Consider the following 17,598-nt stretch of genomic DNA (forward strand, 5'->3'; position numbering starts at 1 on the left):
CCTGTGCATTTAGATGCCTGTGCGTTTAAGGCACTAATCCAGACTCAGCTCCAGATCCGCCAGGTGCCGGTGCGCTGCGATGCGCTCGGCATTGGGTTCATCGGTGCTCAGCACCCAGGCTTCGGCCTCAGCTGGGCTGCGCCCAAATTGCTGATGGCGCCAACACAGGCGCTCGCGCCGCACCAGATCGGGCACTGCCAGATAGCAGCTTAGATCCAGCAGCGGGCGCACTTGCTGCCAGCCTAGCTCGGGCAAGAGCAGATAATTACCCTCGGTAATCACCAGCGGAGTGCGCGCCAGGATCGGAATCGCGCCCGCAATCGGCTCTTCGATTTCGCGGCGAAACGTGGGTGCGTAGATGATCTCATCCGCACCTTGCCGGCGTAGGCGCTGCAGCAGTGCCACATAGCCCGCCACATCAAAGGTATCGGGCGCGCCTTTGCGCGCACTGCGCCCCAGCCGCGCTAGCTCGACATTGGCCAGATGAAAACCATCCATTGGCACCAACACCGCCTGCTCGCCCAGCGCCGCCAGTAGCCGCTCGGCAATGGTGGATTTGCCCGCGCCGGGCGCGCCCACCAGCCCCAAAATCCGCCGCTGCCCGCTCTGGGCCAGCGCTTGCGCCTGATGCACCAAGGCCATGAAATCCATGCTGCACTCCTTGCTGAACAATAGGCTCAGGCTAAAAGTCCTTCGTGCAGCGCACAACAAGGTCTTGCATACACCCATAGGGTATATTCACAAAGACTATTTAATTTAATAGCCAGAACCATATACCCATGCAACTTAGCTGGCATGCCGCTCGCTCCCATAAATACCGACCTGCCGCCAGCTGATTGTCTATTTTTGTCCGCTCATTTCACCGCTTTTGCCCTTATCTCTTGCAATCAGCTCGCGCATACTGGCTTCACCCTATCAACCCAGGAGTCACAAAATGTCCGCCGCCTTATTGGTCATCGATGTCCAGCAATCATTTGAACACCGCCCCTTCTGGAGCACAGCCGATTTACCCGCCTATCAGGCCAATCAGCTCGCGCTGATTGATGCTTGCGCGGCGGCGGCGATTCCGGTGGTGAATATCCTGCATGTCAGCCCCGAGGGCGTGTTTGCCAAAGCCAGCGGCTGGGTGCGGCCGATGCAGTTTTTGCGCCATCAGCCCGCCGCCACCTTTGAAAAAGGCGTGCACAATGCGCTCACCGACTCGGGGCTGCTCGCGTGGCTCCAAGCGCGAAACATCAAGCGACTGATTATCAGCGGCATGCGCACCGAGCAATGCTGCGAAACCACCGCGCGGGTAGGCGCAGATCTGGGCTTTGCGATCGAATTTGTCACCGATGCCACGCTCACCTTCGCCATGCAGGGGCCCGATGGTCGCCACTATAGCGCCAGCGAAATTCAGACCCGTACCGAGCTGGTCTTGGCGCAGCGTTTTGCCAGGCTCTGGACGACTGCAGCGCTGTGCGCCACACTGCAAGCCAACCCTCACGCGCTGGAGACTTGCCATGCTTGAAATGCGCCCCCATTGCGAGCGCTGCGCGCTAGCGCTTCAGCCCGGCGGCGAAGCCTGGATTTGCAGCTATGAATGCACGTTTTGCCCGACCTGCGCCCAGCACGATCTAGCGCAGCAATGCCCCAACTGCCGGGGCGAACTAGTGCGCCGCCCGCGCCGCCTAGCTAGCGAGCCCAATTATGCGCTGGCGTGATTACCTGTTGGCGCTGGTGGTGGTTAGCAGCTGGGGCTTTAATTTTGTGGTGATCCGCTGGGGGCTGCACGGTTTGCCGCCGATGCTGCTGGGCGCGCTGCGGTTTTTATTGGTGGCGGTGCCGGCGGTGTTTTTTATCCCGCGCCCGGCCCTCGCCGCGCGCTACTGGCTGGGCTATGGCGTGGTGTGGGGCGTGGGGCAATTTGGTTTTCTGTTTACCGCCATGCAGGTGGGCATGCCGGCGGGGCTGGCTTCGGTGGTGCTGCAATCGCAGGCCTTTTTCACTCTGCTGTTTGCCGCGCTGTGGCTGGGCGAGCGCTGGCGCTGGTTTCAGCTGGCGGGGCTGCTGGTGGCGGCCGGCGGGCTGACACTGATTGGTCTCTCCCATGGCGTGGGCTTGGGCGCGATGAGCCTGCTTGGCTTTAGCCTCACCTTGTGTGGCGCGGCCGCCTGGGCGCTGGGCAATATCTTGATTCGCCAGCTTAGTCGTCAGGGTATTGCCTTCCAAGCCAGTCATTTTCTATTCTGGGCGGCAATACCCCCGATTATTATCTTCTCACTGCTAAGCTTATGGCTGGATGGCCCCACCGCCATCGCCACCGCCATTCGCGATATTTCACTGCGCTCGATTTTGGCCGTGCTGTATCTGGCCTGGGTGGCCACGATCTTGGCGACTTCAATCTGGAACCGGCTGCTGCAGGACTATTCGGCCAATCAGGTGGCGCCGTTTAGCCTGCTGGTGCCGTGGTTTGGCCTCGCCAGCGCAGCCTTATTGCTGGATGAAGCACTGCTGCCGCAGCAATGGCTGGGGGCGGCGATTTTGATGCTGGGTTTGCTGCTGAATGTATTTGGCGGGCGCTTAGCAGGCTTGCCCACATTAGGGCGCGGGCTGGCCAGCAAGCTGGGCTGGGCCCCGCGACAGGGTTAAAACATGCGCGATGTGTATTTTGTCCTCAGCCCGCAGTTTATGTTGCTGGATCTGGCCGGCCCCGCCGAAGTGCTGCAAATCGCCCGCGAACACGGCGCGGCGCTCAAGCTGCAGCTAGTGGCGGCCGAGCCCGAGCTGCGCTCGTCGATTGGGCTGATACAACACCGGCTCGACCCGCTACCCAGCCCGCTACCCGCCGGCGCCTTGGTGATGCTGATCGGGGTGCAAAATTCGCGCGAGAATCTGCGCCTGCCGGCCGCGCAAGCCATTGTGAGCTGGCTGCAGCGCGAATTTGATCCCCAGCAGCACCAGCTGGCCGGGATTTGCTCGGGCACCATGCTGGCCGCGCAAGCGGGCTTGCTGGCGGGGCGGCGTTGCACCACCCACCATGCGCTGATCGAACGCTTGCGTCAAACCGCGCCACAAGCTTTGGTAGAAGAAAACCGGCTGTTTGTCGAAGACGGCCCCATCGCCACCAGCGCCGGGATTACCGCCGGCATCGATCTGGCGCTGCATATTCTGGCGCGCGAGTTTGGCCCGGCGCTCACTCAAAGCGTAGCGCGGGAAATGGTGATCTGGCTGCGCCGCAGCGGCAATGATCCGCAGCTCTCGCCTTGGCTCGCACACCGCAATCATTTGCAGCCGCTGGTGCACAAAGCGCAAGATTTGCTCAGCGCCGAGCCGCGCCAGCGCTGGACTTTAGAAACCCTCGCCAATACATTGCACACCACGCCGCGCACCCTTAGCCGGCAATTTGCCCAGGCCACCGGCATCAGCCCGCATGCCTATCAGCAAAGCCTGCGCCTGGCGCTAGCGCAGCAATTATTGGGCAATCCGGTCTTGAGCATTGAGACCGTGGCATTGGAAAGCGGCTTTAGCTCGGCGCGCGATTTTCGCCGGGTGTGGCAGCAGCAATTTGGCCGCTTACCCAGCGCAAGTCGCCACCAGGCTACCGAGCTGGATAGCCAGGTATAGCGCCAAGATCCATACCCGATAATGCCTACAACCGTATACCTAATCGGGTATCTATCCAAGCCATTAGTTACCGAGGATATTGAGCTCGCCAGTGCGCTCAAACGACAAGCCGCCCGGCAATAGCGGCGCGTACACCTTGCCGGTTAGTTCGTATTTCAGCTTGGCGCTACCCAGCTGCAAAGCCTGAATTTGCTTAAATACGCCCGAGAGATTGGTGGTGACATTCAGCTTCACCACTTTTTCCCCCAGCCGCGGCAGATCGAGCTTTTCGTTCGTGACGCCTTGGGCAAAATGCTGGCCATTGAGCGCCACCTTCACCTGCAGGCCATCGAGCGGAATCTCATAATTATTCGGGTTTTGCACCCGCAGATGCAGCACAAACTGCTGCTCAACCAGGCCAAGTTTGCCTACCGAAATGCCGGCCAGGCTCACCTGCGGCTTTTCAAAACCATTCGGAATCACGCTACATGAGCTCAGCAGCACAACCGCGCAGCAGCACAGCAGCAGCTTTTGCACTAAACGCGCCCACATCATGCGCCCTCCACCGCATACTGCAGGCGGCGCAAACGCTCGCCCAGCTCACCGATCAGGCTTTGCGCGCCTTGCTCGCGCGGATGCAGCACAGCAAAAGTGACCTCGGCTTCGGCCACCAGCTTGCCATTGTCTTGACGCACAATGCGCTGCTCGATAACGCCGTCTTTTTCGCCCAGCGTGGCCAGCCGGGTGTGGATCAAGAGCTCATCGCCCATGGTAGCCGGGCGTTTGTAGCGAATATCAATACGGCTCACCACCAGCGCTAATTCGCGCTCGGCATACCATTGCACGCCACCGTATTCTTCCAGCAGCGCCCAGCGGGCCTCTTCCAGAAATTCCAGATAGCGGGCGTTATTCACATGGCCGTATAAATCCAGATGATAACCACGGACTTTAATCAGAGTAGGCGTTGCCATAAAAACTCATATGGGTTGCGATTGGTGCCCCGATCATAATGCGCTTTAATCCGCCGCGCCATGTCTGCGCCACGCCGGCGGTGCGGGCAGGTGCGGCGTGGCAATGGGGTTTTTCACATCCTGCTTTTGTTTCAGCGCTTTCTTATGGATAATCGACCGATTCGCGCGTTTAGAAAGTGGTTATGGATTGGCGTCATTCCCGTCCGGTACGGATTTTAATATTACTGCTGTTCACCCTGAGCCTATTGCTGGGGGTGCTGCCCTACTTTCTGTCGTCCGACGCCTTACGCCAGCAGATCATCACGCAGGTCGAAAGTGATACCGGCCGCAAGCTCAATATCAGCGGCCGCGCGCAACTGGTTTTGCTGCCCCGCCCTGCGCTGCTAGTGAGCAACGCCACCCTCTCCGAACCCAATGACAGTACGATTTTTGCCCACGCCGATCGCATTAAAGTCGTGCTGCGCCTTTGGCCGCTTTTGAGCCAGCAGGAAACCGTGGTTCACGCCATCGAAATCGATGAGCCCGAACTCAATATCGTGCGCAATGAAAACGGCGCTTATAACTTCGAAGACCTTCTGCGGCCGCGCAACGATAAAATCAAAGTCGCGCTGGATAATCTGACCTTCAATCAGGCGCGCCTGAGCTGGAAAGACGAATTCATCGGCGAAGCCGTCACCATCTCGGCGCTGGATTTGCGCATGAGCGAGCTTACCGATCCGAAAAAAGGGCAGCTGAGCATCGGCGGGCATATTGCGATTGGCGATGATCCGAAGCAGCCCCTGTGGCTGGGCAATATCACCGGCGAAGCCGCCATGCGCTATCTGGAAAAAGAGCGCACGCTGCGGGTTGCCGATATTCAATTCGATATTGTGCAATCCGGCGAAAGCGCGCCCGATTGGCAGCTAAAACAAGCGCAACTGCAAGCACGCGGCAACCTGAATTATGGCTGGGCGCCGCTTAAGCTCACCGGCGGGGATATGTCGGTGGCCATCAGCGCCGTGCGGGCTGGCCAGCATTGGAGCGGCCAGGTCGATGTGCCGGAAATCAAGCTCACCGATAGCGCCCTGAATCTGCACCGGCTAAAAATGCAGCTGGCGATGAAAGACCAGCAAACCGAGCTGGCCGTGAATACCAGCATCCCCACACTGGGTGGCGCGCATCGCTCTTTCCTGCGCACCAATAATGCCCAGATCAATGTGCGCTATAAAAGCCCGCAGCAGCAGCTGAATCTGCAATACAACAGCCCGCTGGAGCTTTATCGCGGCTCGCTGATCCGGCTGGCCGATTACAAACTCAACGGCAATTACACCAACCGCAGCCTGCCGCGCGGGGCCATCCGCTTTGAGCTGGATGGCCGTGGTGATCTGGATTTGCGCAATGAAATCCTCAATCTGGAAAGCACCGGCAAGCTGGACGGCGAAAACGTCACCACCCAGATCAATATGGAGAACTTCCTGGCGCCGCAATACCGGCTGAATCTGGATGTGGCCAAGCTCGACCTCACCCCGTATCTGCCAGCCGTAACCGCCGGCGCCAAAACCGTTGATCATGCGGCGCAGCTGGATTTATGGTGGCTCAAAGAGCTGAACGCCATCGGCGCCATCCGCATTGGCGAGCTGGTATTACAAAATATGCACGTCGATGATCTATCGATGAAGCTGATCGCCCGCAACCAGCGCCTGGTGCTCGATCCGCTCTCGGCCACCATTTACGAAGGCCGCCTCAATGGCCGCGCCGAAATCGATGCCAGCAAAAAACCGGTATATTTCCGCCTCGAGCAAGTGCTGAGCAATATGAATATCAACACCCTGCTCACCGATGTGATCGATAGCAGCCGCTTTGAAGGTCGCAGTAATCTGACCATCGACATCGCCGCCGTGGGCAATAAGCTCTCCGATCTGCGCCACACCGCCGGTGGCACCGTGCGGGTAAGCCTGAAACAGGGTGCGATTCGCGGGATTGATATTCCCGCCTTGCTCAATAGCGCCAGCCAGCAAATCAAGCTGATGAATGGGCAAATCACCCCCAGCGCGCAAAAAGATGCCCGCACGCAATTCTCGGCGCTCAACGCCACTTTTAATCTCAAACATGGCGTGGCCAGTAATAACGACCTGAATGTCAGCGCGGGGATCTTGCGGCTGGCCGGCGCCGGCCAGATTGACCTGGGCCGGGGTGAAATTGATTACCGCATGCAAGCCAGCGCCAACTCGCAAGTGAGTGCACTCAGTGGCTTGGCTGGCCTTGTGCTGCCCATCAGCTTTACCGGCCCGCTCAATGCGCCGGTGTATAAAGCCGACTACAGCAGCTTAAAAGAGCAGCTGGTGGCCAAACAGCAAGCCGAAGCAGCTGCCCGCTTGCGCGAGGCCGAACGCAAAGCGGCCGCGGCCAAAGCCAAGGCGGAAGCAGAACGCAAAGCGGCCGAGCGCAAAGCCGCCGCCGAACGAAAAGCGGCGCAGCAAAAAGCCAAGGCCGCCGCCAAACCCACTCCCAAACCCAGTAAGCCCCGCTAAGCATGTCTGATTTTGCAACCCGCCTGATCGCCTGGCAGCGAGAACACGGCCGGCATGGCCTGCCGTGGCAAGTGGCTGATGGCTATCACGTTTGGCTATCGGAAATCATGCTGCAGCAAACGCAGGTGACGACGGTACTCGATTATTACCCGCGCTTTCTGGCTAAATTCCCAACGATTTTTGATCTCGCCGCGGCACCACTCGATGATGTGCTGGCGCTATGGAGCGGGCTGGGCTACTACACTCGCGCGCGCAATCTGCACAAATGCGCGCAAGCCGTGGTGGCGCAATACGGCGGCCGATTTCCCAGCGATCCGGTGCTGGTGGCCGAGCTACCCGGCATTGGCCGCAGTACCGCCGCAGCGATTACAGCCTTTTCATATGGCACGCGCGCGGCGATTTTGGATGGCAATGTCAAACGTGTACTGACGCGCTGGGCCGGTATTGAGGGCTATCCGGGCGTGAAAGCAGTGGAAAACCGGCTGTGGGATTTGGCCAATGCCTTGCTACCAGCAGCAGACATCGAAGCCTATACGCAAGGGCTAATGGATTTGGGCGCCACCGTTTGTACCCCGAAAAAACCAAGCTGTTTAACCTGCCCGATGAGCGCCGATTGCCAAGCGCGATTATCCAATCGCCAAGCCGAGCTCCCAACGCCCAAGCAAAAAAAAGCCGTGCCGGAAAAATCAACTGTGATGCTGATTATCCGCAACGCGCAAGGGCAGATTTTGCTGCAAAAACGCCCACCCACCGGCATTTGGGGCGGGCTGTGGAGCTTGCCCGAGGTAGACAGCACCCTTGCGGCTAATGAACTGGTGGCGCAGCAATTCGGCCTCGAGATCGAGCTGGAACCCGCCCTGCCCGATTTTGTGCATGTGTTTACCCATTACAAACTGACCATCACGCCGCAGCCGGCCTATGTTACTGGAGCCCAAGGTGTACGGTCGGATCAAACCCAGTGGTTTAGTCAGCAAGAGGCTTTGGCCGCCGGCATTCCCACCCCGGTGCGCAAACTACTGCTCAGCTAGGTGAGTTGAGCTGGCTACAACTGTACTAGTGGGTCGTGATCGCCAAACTACTTGCCGAGGATGAGTGAATGACTACCACCTCAGACCATTCCAAAGGGTACACCCCCATTAGCAAATACCTACATAGCCTAAAGTCATATACCCAGCACAGGTATATAAAAAATATATGACAATTACATCGGGATAATCCGCGATACTCACGTTCACACCTGCCCCGTAAGCTGCCGCGCATTGATTGGGAGTGGCAGATGCAGTTACAGCACAAACAAGGTTGGACTCTGATCGAACTAATGATCGTAGTCGCGATTCTCGGTATTTTGGCAGCCTTGGCGTTGCCAGCCTATGGACGTTACGTGCAGCAGGCGCGACGAGCAGAAGCCTTTAGCCAGCTCAGTAAAATCCAGCAGCTGCAGGAAAAATATCGCGCCAATAACTTAAGCTACGCCACACTACCTCAACTGGGGCTTACCACCGCTGGGCAAACCACTTATCTGAGCGAGAACGGCTACTACCGGCTGCAAATCTTGTCGGGGGTAGGCAGCAACGGCTATGTGGTGCAAGCCATTGCCCAAGGTACACAAAGCCGTGATAGCGGCTGTACCACACTGGAAATCATGCTCAACAATGGGCAAGAAATCCGCAGCCCGACACGCTGCTGGCGCAAATAACTAGCGCGCCCGCGGATCCAGCGCCGCGCGCAGCCCTTCCCCAATCATTACCAGCAAGAGCATCAGCGTCAGTAGCACCGCAAAGGTGCTCAGCGAAATCCACCACGCATCCAGATTGGCTTTACCCTGCGCCAGCAATTCGCCTAATGACGCCGTTTGCTGGCCCACGCCCAGCCCCAGAAAATCTAGGCTGGTTAGCGCCAAAATCGCCGCGCCCATGCGAAACGGCAAAAACGCCAGTACCGGCGTAAGACTATTGGGCAGCACATGGCGGCGGATAATCTGCCAGTGGCTCAGCCCCATGGCCCGCGCAGCCAGCACATAATCCTGGCTGCGGGTGCGTAAAAACTCGGCCCGGGTGTAATCAGCCAGCCCCAGCCAGCCAAACAGCGTCATTAAAATCAGCAGCAAAGTCAGGCTAGGCTCAAATATCGCGCTGAAAATAATCAGCAAATACAATTCTGGCAAAGAGGCCCAAATCTCACTCACCCGCTGACCAAATAGATCAATCCGCCCGCCAAAATAGCCCTGCAGCCCGCCGATGAAAACGCCCAGCAACGAGCCAGTCAAGGTCAGCGCCAAGGCAAACAGCGCACTGGTGCGAAAGCCATAAATCAGCCGCGCCAGCAAATCGCGGCCCTTGTCATCGGTGCCCAGCCAGTTTGCGCTAGAGGGCGGCGCCGGATTGGGTGCGCTGGCAAAGTAATTCAGCGTATCGGCCCCATAGCGGTTGGGCGGAAACAGCGCCCAGTTGCCGCTTTGCTGCAGCTGTTGCTGGATAAATGGGTCGAGATAATCAGTGGGGGTTGGGAAATCGCCGCCAAAAGTGGTTTCCGGATAATCCTGCAGCAGCGGCGCATACCATTGCCCCTGATAGCGCACCAGATAGGGCTTATCGTTGGACAACAGCTCCGCGCCCAGGCTCAGTAGCAACAGCGCGGCAAATAGCCACAGGCACATATAAGCGCGCCGCTGGGCCTTAAAGCGCGCCCAGGCACGGGTCCAATAACCTTGCTCCGCCATGGCGCTACTGAGGGTGTGATTGTTCATTATGCCCGCTCTCCTACCGCCGCAAATTGCACCCGCGGGTCGACCAATACATACAAGATATCCGAGAGCAAACGCCCGATCAGAGCCAGCAAGGTAAAGAAATACAAAGTGCCCAACACCACCGGATAATCCCGCCGCAGCACCGATTCATACGCGAGCAGCCCCAGCCCATCGAGCGAAAACAGCGTTTCGATCAGCAGGCTGCCGGTGAAAAACGCCGCGATGATCGCCTCTGGCAAACCCACCAGCAGCGGCAGCGCCGCATTGCGCAAAATATGCCGCCAGAAAATCCGCCGCTCCGATGCCCCCTTGGCCCGCGCCGTGCTCACATACTGTTTATGGATTTCCTCCAGAAAAGCATTTTTGGTCAGCATGGTCAGGCTGGCAAAACCGCCCACCACCATCGCCGTCACCGGCAGCGCCAAATGCCAGAGCAAATCCATCGCCTTGCCCAGCATCGAGAGTGTGGCCCAGTTATCACTCATCAGCCCGCGCAGCGGAAATAGCTGCCAAAACGAGCCGCCACCAAACAGCACCAACAATACCACCCCCAGCACAAACGAAGGAATCGCATAGCCCACCAACAACACCAGCGTCGTGACTGCATCAAAGCGCGAGCCCTGCCGCACCGCCTTGGCCACGCCCAGCGGCACCGCAATCAGATAAGTGAGCAGCAAGCTAGAGATGCCTAGGCTCATCGATACCGGCAGTTTTTCGCGGATCAGCTCGGCCACACTCGCATGGCGAAACCAGCTCTCGCCCAAATCAAAGGTCGCATAGCTTTTCAGCATCAACCAGAAACGCTCGTGCGCCGGCTGATCAAAACCATATTGGGTTTTAATCTGCGTAAGCTGCTCCTCCGTCAGCCCCCGCGCGGCCTGATATGCCCCGGCCGCAGTACCTGCGGAGGTATTGCCTGCAGATTCAGCCGCCCCGCGGCCTTTAAGCTGATACATCAGCTGCTCGACCGGGCCGCCGGGGACAAACTGGATCACGACAAAACTGACCAGCAGCACGCCAAAGAGCGTGGGAAGCATTAGCAGCAGGCGTTTGAGGATGTATTGCAACATGTCGAGCCTTGTTGGTGATTCAAGCTAAATTCAAAATCAATGCCTGCTATCGCAGGCGGTAAACCGGCGGTTTCGCCCGCCAGACGAATCAGGGGCAGTCTTGCCTTGCCCCTGATAACCCTAACGCGCCCGATCGACTCGAAACCCCGTATGAAAATGCCACGGCGAGGCGCCGCTACAACTCGCGTCGCGCTAACGTCGCGACGCTCAAACACCACGCGGCTTAAAACCTCGCCGAGTCATTTTCAAACGGCTCGTCTCCACGGGCGATGCGCACTAACCACGACAGGGGTATATCCACCAAAGCCTTGTAGTGAATTACTCTCAGAGTCATACGGCGGCATGTATATGCTACGCTAGTGAAACTAGGGCTTGAATCCCCGTGTAGCGAAAACCGTAGCAAGGAGAGAGACAAACGGCCTTTTGTTTGGCTCACGACGAAGCAAGGGCAGCGCGGAGCGCTTTTCGCCCGGGTCGCCTTCTCTTGCTTACTTCTCTTGGCGAAGCAAGAGAAGTAAGTGCCGCGGCGCATAGCCGCCAATCCCGTCTTGTCTTCACGATGTTTTTTAAAGCTAACGACTGTTATTTAGCTGACTCAACGATCAGACCCACGGCTTTCAGCAATAAATCTCTTTATTGCAATTCTCGCGGCCATCAAGTCATCAATCGATTGCTTAAAAAAGTCTAGGCCATCTGACTCATTACACCTAAGAAGAGCATGATTGAATTTAAACCCTTTACTATGGACTGGATATTTCAAGCTCTGATAATAGTCATCCACATTACACCCAGAAGAACAACAAAACTCCCTAAAAATCTCGGGGCAATTTTTAAGACAAATATACTTTTCATAAAAAATCATAAAATCACAACTGCTTATTTTATCACCAACGTCCGACAACAACCCACTTAGACTATGCGTCCCCTTCGCCAATTCCCCAGAATTTAAAATTACCAACGACTTCAAACTAAGTTCGACCCCATGATAAAACAAAAAGAGCAATGGCTCTGCAATTCTAGAGTCAGACCACTTAAATGCTTCATCCATAACTTCACTATCAACACCGTCCCAACCTTGCCACTGTATTGAACTTTTATTCCCTCTATTAACAAGTTCCTCGGTGGAGTTCAAATACAACTGCCAATAGTTCAACGCCAATTCAAAAAATAAAATCGCATCCATCTTTGCATTATTCAAAACCTGTCCCCACTCTCAAATACATCACTTCACCCACCACGTCGCCAACATCCAATCCCCCGCCTGATAATACAGCGGCATCAGTTTCGGCATGGCAAACCTATCTCGCCATGCCACGCGATGCGTGGCACTGTACCAGTGCGGGATAATGTAATGCCCGGCCAGTAAGGAGCGATCAAGGGCGTGTACGGCGGTGATTTGGGCGGCGCGGTTCGGGGCGGCCAGCACGTGGCCGATCAGTGCATCGATAGCGGGGTTTTTAATGCCGATCACATTGCTACTGCCCTTCACATCAGCGGCTTTGCTGCCGTAATAATCGAGCAACTCTTGCCCCGGGCTTTGCACATCGGGAAAGCGCAGTACCGTCACGTCAAAATCAAAGCTATCCAGCCGGCGCTGATACAAAGCGAAATCGATATTGCGCAGCTTGGCAGTGATGCCCAGCTTGGCCAGATTACGCGCCAGTGGCGGGAAAACGCGCGCCATCGCGCCGCCGTCGTCCAGAATCTCAAACGTAAACGCCTCGCCCTTGGCGTTGCGCAGCGCGCCGTCGCGGTATTCCCAGCCGGCTTGTTTTAATAATTCACGCGCTTGGCGTAGATTGTCGCGCAGCGAGTTAGGTGGATTAGTGTTGGGGGGCGCGAGTAGCTCGCCAAACACCGCCGGCGGCAAATGTTTCGCCAGCGGTTTTAATAAAGCCAGCTCTGCCGCACTCGGCTTACCGCTGGCCGCCAGCTCACTATTAGCGTAAAAGCTATTGAGGCGCACGTATTGGCTGTAAAACAATTGCCGGTTGAGCCATTCAAAATCCAGCGCCAGCCCCAGCGCTTGCCGTACGCGGAGGTCGGCAAATAGCGGCTTGCGGATATTCAGAACATAGCCCTGCATGCCGCTGCTGTTGTGGTGGCGCAGTTCGCGCTTGAGGATTTCGCCGCTGCGAAACTTTGGCCCCTGATATTGGCGCGCCCAGTTGCGTGCGCTGTATTCGGTGATGAAATCAAACTCGCCGGCCTTGAAGGCTTCCAACCGCGCGGTTTCGTCCTGATAGTAGCGGTAGGTGACGCGCTCAAAATTATATTGGCCGCGTCGCGCCGGCTGCTGCCAGCCCCAATAATCGCTACGACGCTGATAGCTGATACTGCGGCCGAGCTTGAAGGCGGCAATTTGATAGGGGCCGCTGGTGATCGGCGGCTCGAGTGCGATTTGGTCTAGCCGTTTACCGGCGCCCCATTTATGCGAAAACACCGGCAGGCTGCCGACGATTTGCGGTAGCTCCCGATTGGCCGTGCTAAAGCGGTAGCGCACGGTGCGCGCATCGAGCACCTCGCACGCCAGCACATCCGCGAGCTGAGCGGCAAATTGCGGTGCGGCATAGCGGCTGCGCAGCTGGGTGTAGCTATGCAATACATCCTGCGCGGTCACCGGATCGCCATTATTAAAGCGGGCCTGCGCATTCAGCCGAAAAGTAACGGCCTTGCCATCGGGTGCCACGCGGATATCGTCGGCCAACAGGCCATACATGGTGGCGGTTTCATCCAGGCTCATAACGCCCAGCGATTCAAACATCAGCGCGCTCAACCCCGCGGCGGGTGTGCCTTTCAAGATCAGCGGATTAAAGCTATCAAAGCTATTGCGCCGGTCGGGATTGGGCAGCAAGAGCTGGCCACCGGGCTTGGCCGCCGGGTCGGCATAGGCAAAGTGGCGATAATCAGCGGGGTATTTGGCTGCATCACCCAAAGTATAAGCATGCCCGGCCCATACACTAGGCAGGTATAGCAGCAGGCAACTGAGCAGGATTTTTTTCATACTGCCTATCTTAATCCAAAGCCCTGCCGCCCTCCTTGCGCCAACCGTTTGGCGTCACAAATGCAAGACAATCAGCGAAAAACAGATGTCAGGCCGGCATTTCGCCGCTAGATTGAAGGCATGCTCAATCTGCGCCCCTTCCCCCTTTTGCTACTGCCCATGTTGCCGCGAATGTGTCTAGTCGCGCTGCTGTGGCTTGGCGTGGCTGCGGCGCAGGCCAGCACCCTGAAGGCCTATACCGAGGAATTCGCGCCGTTTAATTACACCCGCAATGGCCAGCATCTGGGCCTCGCGAATCAGATTCTGGAACGGGTCGCCCAAGAGAGCGGCATTCGCATCGAGCGTTTCAGCCTACCGTGGCTGCGCGCAGTGCAAGCCAATCAGCAAGAGCCCGATAGCATCATCTACACCATGGTGCGCACCCCCGCACGTGATAAGCAATACGTGTGGGTGGGGCCGTATGATGATTGCGATCTGGTGATGATGCGGCTCAAACCGCGCACCGACATCGTGATTCAAAACCTCAAAGATGCCGAACGCTATATATTGGGCGCTCCGCGCGGCGCAGCGGGGATTCAAACCCTGCAGAATGCCGGCTTTAATATGAAACGGGTGGATACCACTTCGGCCGAAGAAAATCGCACGGTAAAAATGCTGTTTGCCCAGCGCTTTGATTTATCGGTTGGGCTGCTGATTCCGCATATCTTCAGCGCCCGCGAGCTGGGGCTGGACGCCAGCCAGATTGTGCCGGCCTTTACGCTGGCCAAAGGCTATGGCTGCTATTTTGCATTTAACCCGGCGGCGAATCCGAATTTAGTGAGCCAGTTTCGCGCTGCCTATCAGCGCCTGCAAGAGCGCGGCGAGATCGAGCGTATCCGCCAGCAATACCTCGCCAATCCAGGGCAGAATGCTACGCCAAGCGTGGTAAAATAATCTTTTACTTCTGACGGTGCAGGCATGGCTTATCTAGCCTTGGATACCTCTAGCGAACAACTTTCTCTGGCGATCGCCCATGCCGGGCAAATTCACGCCCGCGTGTGGCAGGTGGGCCAGAAACATGCTGAGCTCACCCTGCCCGCCTTGCGCAGCCTCCTCACCGAGCTAGGCCTTGAAATGGCCGCGATTACCGGTATTGCTTACCCGCAAGGCCCCGGCTCGTTTACCGGCCTACGTATCGGCTGCGGCATTGCCCAAGGGCTGGCCTTTGCCCGCAATTTACCGGTGGTAGGTGTTTCTACGCTCTTGGCTTTGGCCGAGCGCAGTGGTGCGTTGCAAGCCTATGTGTGTATCGATGCACGCATGAATCAGGTGTATACCGCCGCCTATATGCGTACGGCGCTAGATAAGCCATGGCAAATGGTCCTGGAAGAGCAAGTGTGCGACCCAGATGCGGTACCGCTACCGTCTGGTGAGGGTTGGTTTGGGATTGGCACGGGCTTTGCCGCATATGCCCAAGCTCTGCAAGAGCGCTTAGGCGCGCAGTTAAGCCAAATCGCCGCCAGCGAACAAGCCAATGCCGAGCAGCTACTGCAACTGGCGCTGCCGCGCTTTGCCAGCGGCGATGTCCAGCCCGCGCATGAGGCTAATCTGGTCTACTTGCGCGACAAAGTCGCGCTAAAAACCAGCGAACGAGTTGCCAAATGACTACCTACTGCATTGCCCGCCTCAGCGCTGCCCATGTCGCCCCGTTGGCCGATTTAGATGGTGAAACCAATCCCCATCCGTGGACTGGCAAACAGTGGCTTGATTCGCTCAGCCACCACGACTGCTTTGGGCTCTGGCAAGGCGAGCAATTACTGGGTTTTGCTGTCGCGATGGCGACGCTGGATGAAGCCGAAATTTTGCTGATCGCCATTCACCCCGAGCGGCAAGGACAAGGTCTGGGGCGGCAACTGCTACTGGCGGTTGAACGCGAATTAGCCAATGAAGGTGTGCGACAGCTGTTTCTCGAAGTGCGCGATAGCAATCAAAGCGCGCGCGGCTTTTACCAAAGCCTAGGCTGGCAAGAAAGCGGCCGCCGCAAGAATTACTACCCCTGTTTACCAAGCTCGAGCGATAGCCAGTCATCTCTGCGCGAAGACGCGATTCTGTGCAGCAAAGCCTTAACCATCCCCAGCGCACTGCCGCAAGATGTTCAGGAGCTGGCATGAATCGGCGCGCAACCGTACTCAACGAGCTGGGGCTAGCGCCACTGTGGGTACGGCGCGAGCAGCTTGCCGCCTGGCAAGAAGCCGCGAACAGCGCGACAGCCGCTGAAGCTGCGCCAGCAGAGCGCACAGCACCGCATCAAACTACGCCTGCCGTATCCGCCAGTGAGCCTTCATTTACCCCCCTCGCGCAAGCGGCCCATCACAAAATTGAAGCGCAACTCGAGCATGCGCCCAGCACGATCAGCAAAGCCCCTTCCCAAGGCGCTGCGGCCATTCATCAGGTGCTGCAAGCCCGTAAACCGGGGCACACCCAAACCAGCAACCCAGTACCGGCACAACTTGAAACACCGCTCGACGAGCGCGCCAGCGCGATTGCGCAAATGAATTGGGCAGAGCTACAACAGGCCATACGCGATTGCACCGCCTGCAAGCTATGCCAAACCCGCACGAATACAGTATTTGGTGTGGGCGACCCACAGGCGAAGCTCGTGGTCGTCGGGGAAGCGCCGGGCGCAGAAGAGGATGCGCAGGGCGAGCCCTTTGTGGGCAAGGCGGGTAAATTACTCGACAATATGCTGGCCAGTATTGGCCAGCGCCGCGGCGATGGCGTTTTTATCGCCAATGTCCTCAAATGCCGCCCGCCCGGTAACCGCAACCCGCAAGCCGATGAAGTGGCACAATGCGCGCCATTTTTGCATCGCCAACTCGAGCTGATTGCCCCCAAAGTGCTCTTTGCCAGCGGCCGTTTTGCCATCTCCAACCTACTGCAAGATGATGCGCCTATTTCAGCTTTGCGCGGCAAAGTGCATCAATATCGCCAGTTGCCTGTTGTGGTCAGCTACCACCCCGCCTATTTGCTACGCAATATGCCCGACAAAGCCAAGGCGTGGCGTGATTTGCTCCTGCTTAAAACGACGCTCGAAAAATAACCAAGTAGCGCCTTAGCTGTGCAGTTATAGCAAGAACATACCCAACTGGGGTATAGCCGCACAGGCCATAGAAAACAATAATTTAGGATGTATACCCTCAAAACCCATTAACGGAATCGCATCGCGCTATTCCTAAATGAACAAAGCCCAGCTACGCTGAGCTTTGTTTTGGGGGTTGGGTTTGCGCCGCTGGCTTGGGCGCGGGCGGTTCGCGGTGCTGCTGTCTGTCGTGGGTTTTGTGTTGGGCTTCGCTTTGCTGGTGTTCAGCGCCTTCCATTTCCGCCGCCCAAAGCAAAAAGCCCAGCTCTTCTGAGCTGGGCTTCTTTAGGGGAGTCTGGCAATGACCTACTTTCACACGGGAACCCGCACTATCATCGGCGCTGAGGCGTTTCACTGTCCTGTTCGGGATGGGAAGGAGTGGGACCACCTCGCTATGGTCACCAGACATAACTGGTTGAGTTAACTGTGTGCGCTTGGCGCTCACAATCACTCGAATTCGATAGAAGAAGTATTTTACTCTTAATGTTCGATCTTGGGTCGATCATATCGCGTCGCATACACGCGTCTCAGGTTATAGGATCAAGCCTCACGGGCAATTAGTATCGGTTAGCTTAACGCATTACTGCGCTTCCA

The 17,598-nt window shown here is 57.2% G+C and carries 18 protein-coding genes and 1 rRNA gene; 11 read left to right on the forward strand and 8 right to left on the reverse strand.

The annotated features are described in order from the left end of the window. Positions 1–33: 33 nt before the first annotated feature. Positions 34–651, reverse strand: coding sequence for a nucleoside/nucleotide kinase family protein (locus G482_RS0116550; protein ID WP_028450962.1), 618 nt, complete (start codon positions 649–651; stop codon positions 34–36). 283 nt (positions 652–934) lie between these two features. On the opposite strand from G482_RS0116550, the gene G482_RS0116555 reads away from it, so the two are divergent. The 4 genes from G482_RS0116555 to G482_RS19275 are packed head-to-tail and all read left to right on the forward strand — an operon-like array spanning position 935 to position 3,606. After that, a complete protein-coding gene (locus tag G482_RS0116555) occupies positions 935–1,510 on the forward strand; it encodes an isochorismatase family protein (protein ID WP_028450963.1) in 576 nt (191 codons plus the stop codon). A 1-nt stretch (position 1,511) separates the two neighbouring features. Then, positions 1,512–1,703: a DUF1272 domain-containing protein gene (locus tag G482_RS0116560; RefSeq protein WP_245575308.1), complete on the forward strand. Its 192-nt coding sequence runs from the start codon at positions 1,512–1,514 to the stop codon at positions 1,701–1,703. Next, positions 1,690–2,631 (forward strand): EamA family transporter, encoded by a 942-nt coding sequence (locus G482_RS19270; RefSeq protein ID WP_051259134.1) that lies wholly within the window; start codon positions 1,690–1,692, stop codon positions 2,629–2,631. Before G482_RS0116560 ends, G482_RS19270 begins: the two co-directional genes overlap by 14 nt. A gap of 3 nt (positions 2,632–2,634) precedes the next feature. After that, complete coding sequence (locus tag G482_RS19275) at positions 2,635–3,606, forward strand: GlxA family transcriptional regulator (protein WP_034619904.1); 972 nt, start codon at positions 2,635–2,637, stop codon at positions 3,604–3,606. A 63-nt stretch (positions 3,607–3,669) separates the two neighbouring features. Here the strand turns inward: G482_RS19275 and G482_RS0116575 are convergent, their stop codons facing one another. After that, the gene (locus G482_RS0116575; RefSeq protein WP_028450965.1) at positions 3,670–4,140 is read right to left on the reverse strand and encodes an LEA/WHy family protein; all 471 of its coding nucleotides are present in this window, start codon (positions 4,138–4,140) and stop codon (positions 3,670–3,672) included. Next, positions 4,137–4,556: an acyl-CoA thioesterase gene (locus G482_RS0116580; RefSeq protein WP_028450966.1), complete on the reverse strand. Its 420-nt coding sequence runs from the start codon at positions 4,554–4,556 to the stop codon at positions 4,137–4,139. The genes G482_RS0116575 and G482_RS0116580 overlap by 4 nt, the downstream gene beginning before the upstream one ends. A 182-nt stretch (positions 4,557–4,738) precedes the next feature. On the opposite strand from G482_RS0116580, the gene G482_RS0116585 reads away from it, so the two are divergent. The 3 genes from G482_RS0116585 (at position 4,739) to G482_RS0116595 (ending at position 8,762) form a co-directional block, all read left to right on the forward strand. Continuing rightward, positions 4,739–7,066, forward strand: a complete 2,328-nt coding sequence (locus G482_RS0116585; protein ID WP_028450967.1) for an AsmA family protein — start codon at positions 4,739–4,741, stop codon at positions 7,064–7,066. Positions 7,067–7,068: 2 nt separating this feature from the next. Then, entirely contained in the window at positions 7,069–8,094 is a 1,026-nt protein-coding gene (mutY, locus tag G482_RS0116590; RefSeq protein ID WP_028450968.1) for an A/G-specific adenine glycosylase, read from the forward strand. A 248-nt stretch (positions 8,095–8,342) separates the two neighbouring features. Beyond that, positions 8,343–8,762: a type IV pilin protein gene (locus tag G482_RS0116595; RefSeq protein ID WP_028450969.1), complete on the forward strand. Its 420-nt coding sequence runs from the start codon at positions 8,343–8,345 to the stop codon at positions 8,760–8,762. Here G482_RS0116595 and G482_RS0116600 read toward each other — a convergent pair whose 3' ends face one another. The 4 genes from G482_RS0116600 to G482_RS0116615 form a co-directional block, all read right to left on the reverse strand. Further along, on the reverse strand, positions 8,763–9,812 hold the full coding sequence (locus G482_RS0116600; RefSeq protein WP_084414787.1) for an ABC transporter permease: 1,050 nt from the start codon (positions 9,810–9,812) through the stop codon (positions 8,763–8,765). It abuts the gene before it with no gap. Further along, complete coding sequence (locus tag G482_RS0116605; protein WP_028450971.1) at positions 9,812–10,882, reverse strand: ABC transporter permease subunit; 1,071 nt, start codon at positions 10,880–10,882, stop codon at positions 9,812–9,814. Before G482_RS0116605 ends, G482_RS0116600 begins: the two co-directional genes overlap by 1 nt. A gap of 595 nt (positions 10,883–11,477) precedes the next feature. After that, positions 11,478–12,065 (reverse strand): HEPN domain-containing protein, encoded by a 588-nt coding sequence (locus G482_RS0116610; protein WP_028450972.1) that lies wholly within the window; start codon positions 12,063–12,065, stop codon positions 11,478–11,480. Positions 12,066–12,104: 39 nt separating this feature from the next. Further along, a complete protein-coding gene (locus tag G482_RS0116615) occupies positions 12,105–13,886 on the reverse strand; it encodes an extracellular solute-binding protein (protein ID WP_028450973.1) in 1,782 nt (593 codons plus the stop codon). Between the two features lie 120 nt (positions 13,887–14,006). Between G482_RS0116615 and G482_RS19915 the strand changes: the two genes are divergently transcribed. The 4 genes from G482_RS19915 to G482_RS0116635 are packed head-to-tail and all read left to right on the forward strand — an operon-like array spanning position 14,007 to position 16,965. Further along, positions 14,007–14,819, forward strand: a complete 813-nt coding sequence (locus tag G482_RS19915; protein ID WP_051259135.1) for a substrate-binding periplasmic protein — start codon at positions 14,007–14,009, stop codon at positions 14,817–14,819. Positions 14,820–14,843: 24 nt separating this feature from the next. Beyond that, positions 14,844–15,530 carry a tRNA (adenosine(37)-N6)-threonylcarbamoyltransferase complex dimerization subunit type 1 TsaB gene (gene tsaB / locus G482_RS0116625; protein WP_028450975.1) on the forward strand — a complete coding sequence of 229 codons (687 nt, stop codon included), beginning with the start codon at positions 14,844–14,846 and terminating at the stop codon, positions 15,528–15,530. Beyond that, positions 15,527–16,036, forward strand: coding sequence for a ribosomal protein S18-alanine N-acetyltransferase (rimI, locus tag G482_RS19285; protein WP_051259136.1), 510 nt, complete (start codon positions 15,527–15,529; stop codon positions 16,034–16,036). The genes tsaB and rimI overlap by 4 nt, the downstream gene beginning before the upstream one ends. Beyond that, a complete protein-coding gene (locus tag G482_RS0116635; protein WP_028450976.1) occupies positions 16,033–16,965 on the forward strand; it encodes a uracil-DNA glycosylase in 933 nt (310 codons plus the stop codon). The genes rimI and G482_RS0116635 overlap by 4 nt, the downstream gene beginning before the upstream one ends. A gap of 332 nt (positions 16,966–17,297) precedes the next feature. On the opposite strand, the gene rrf is transcribed toward G482_RS0116635, so the two are convergent. After that, positions 17,298–17,410: ribosomal RNA gene (gene rrf / locus G482_RS0116645) — 5S ribosomal RNA — on the reverse strand. Between the last annotated feature and the right edge of the window lie 188 nt (positions 17,411–17,598).

It is taken from the genome of Chitinibacter tainanensis DSM 15459, assembly GCF_000429785.1.
Taxonomy (GTDB): Bacteria; Pseudomonadota; Gammaproteobacteria; order Burkholderiales; family Chitinibacteraceae; genus Chitinibacter; species Chitinibacter tainanensis.

What these genes read in the sequence shown, in the direction of transcription:
- G482_RS0116550 (WP_028450962.1), bottom strand. Translation starts at nt 651, where the DNA reads ATGGATTTCATGGCCTTGGTGCATCAGGCGCAAGCGCTGGCCCAGAGC.
- G482_RS0116555 (WP_028450963.1), top strand. Translation starts at nt 935, where the DNA reads ATGTCCGCCGCCTTATTGGTCATCGATGTCCAGCAATCATTTGAACAC.
- G482_RS0116560 (WP_245575308.1), top strand. Translation starts at nt 1,512, where the DNA reads ATGCGCCCCCATTGCGAGCGCTGCGCGCTAGCGCTTCAGCCCGGCGGC.
- G482_RS19270 (WP_051259134.1), top strand. Translation starts at nt 1,690, where the DNA reads ATGCGCTGGCGTGATTACCTGTTGGCGCTGGTGGTGGTTAGCAGCTGG.
- G482_RS19275 (WP_034619904.1), top strand. Translation starts at nt 2,635, where the DNA reads ATGCGCGATGTGTATTTTGTCCTCAGCCCGCAGTTTATGTTGCTGGAT.
- G482_RS0116575 (WP_028450965.1), bottom strand. Translation starts at nt 4,140, where the DNA reads ATGATGTGGGCGCGTTTAGTGCAAAAGCTGCTGCTGTGCTGCTGCGCG.
- G482_RS0116580 (WP_028450966.1), bottom strand. Translation starts at nt 4,556, where the DNA reads ATGGCAACGCCTACTCTGATTAAAGTCCGTGGTTATCATCTGGATTTA.
- G482_RS0116585 (WP_028450967.1), top strand. Translation starts at nt 4,739, where the DNA reads ATGGATTGGCGTCATTCCCGTCCGGTACGGATTTTAATATTACTGCTG.
- mutY (WP_028450968.1), top strand. Translation starts at nt 7,069, where the DNA reads ATGTCTGATTTTGCAACCCGCCTGATCGCCTGGCAGCGAGAACACGGC.
- G482_RS0116595 (WP_028450969.1), top strand. Translation starts at nt 8,343, where the DNA reads ATGCAGTTACAGCACAAACAAGGTTGGACTCTGATCGAACTAATGATC.
- G482_RS0116600 (WP_084414787.1), bottom strand. Translation starts at nt 9,812, where the DNA reads ATGAACAATCACACCCTCAGTAGCGCCATGGCGGAGCAAGGTTATTGG.
- G482_RS0116605 (WP_028450971.1), bottom strand. Translation starts at nt 10,882, where the DNA reads ATGTTGCAATACATCCTCAAACGCCTGCTGCTAATGCTTCCCACGCTC.
- G482_RS0116610 (WP_028450972.1), bottom strand. Translation starts at nt 12,065, where the DNA reads ATGGATGCGATTTTATTTTTTGAATTGGCGTTGAACTATTGGCAGTTG.
- G482_RS0116615 (WP_028450973.1), bottom strand. Translation starts at nt 13,886, where the DNA reads ATGAAAAAAATCCTGCTCAGTTGCCTGCTGCTATACCTGCCTAGTGTA.
- G482_RS19915 (WP_051259135.1), top strand. Translation starts at nt 14,007, where the DNA reads ATGCTCAATCTGCGCCCCTTCCCCCTTTTGCTACTGCCCATGTTGCCG.
- tsaB (WP_028450975.1), top strand. Translation starts at nt 14,844, where the DNA reads ATGGCTTATCTAGCCTTGGATACCTCTAGCGAACAACTTTCTCTGGCG.
- rimI (WP_051259136.1), top strand. Translation starts at nt 15,527, where the DNA reads ATGACTACCTACTGCATTGCCCGCCTCAGCGCTGCCCATGTCGCCCCG.
- G482_RS0116635 (WP_028450976.1), top strand. Translation starts at nt 16,033, where the DNA reads ATGAATCGGCGCGCAACCGTACTCAACGAGCTGGGGCTAGCGCCACTG.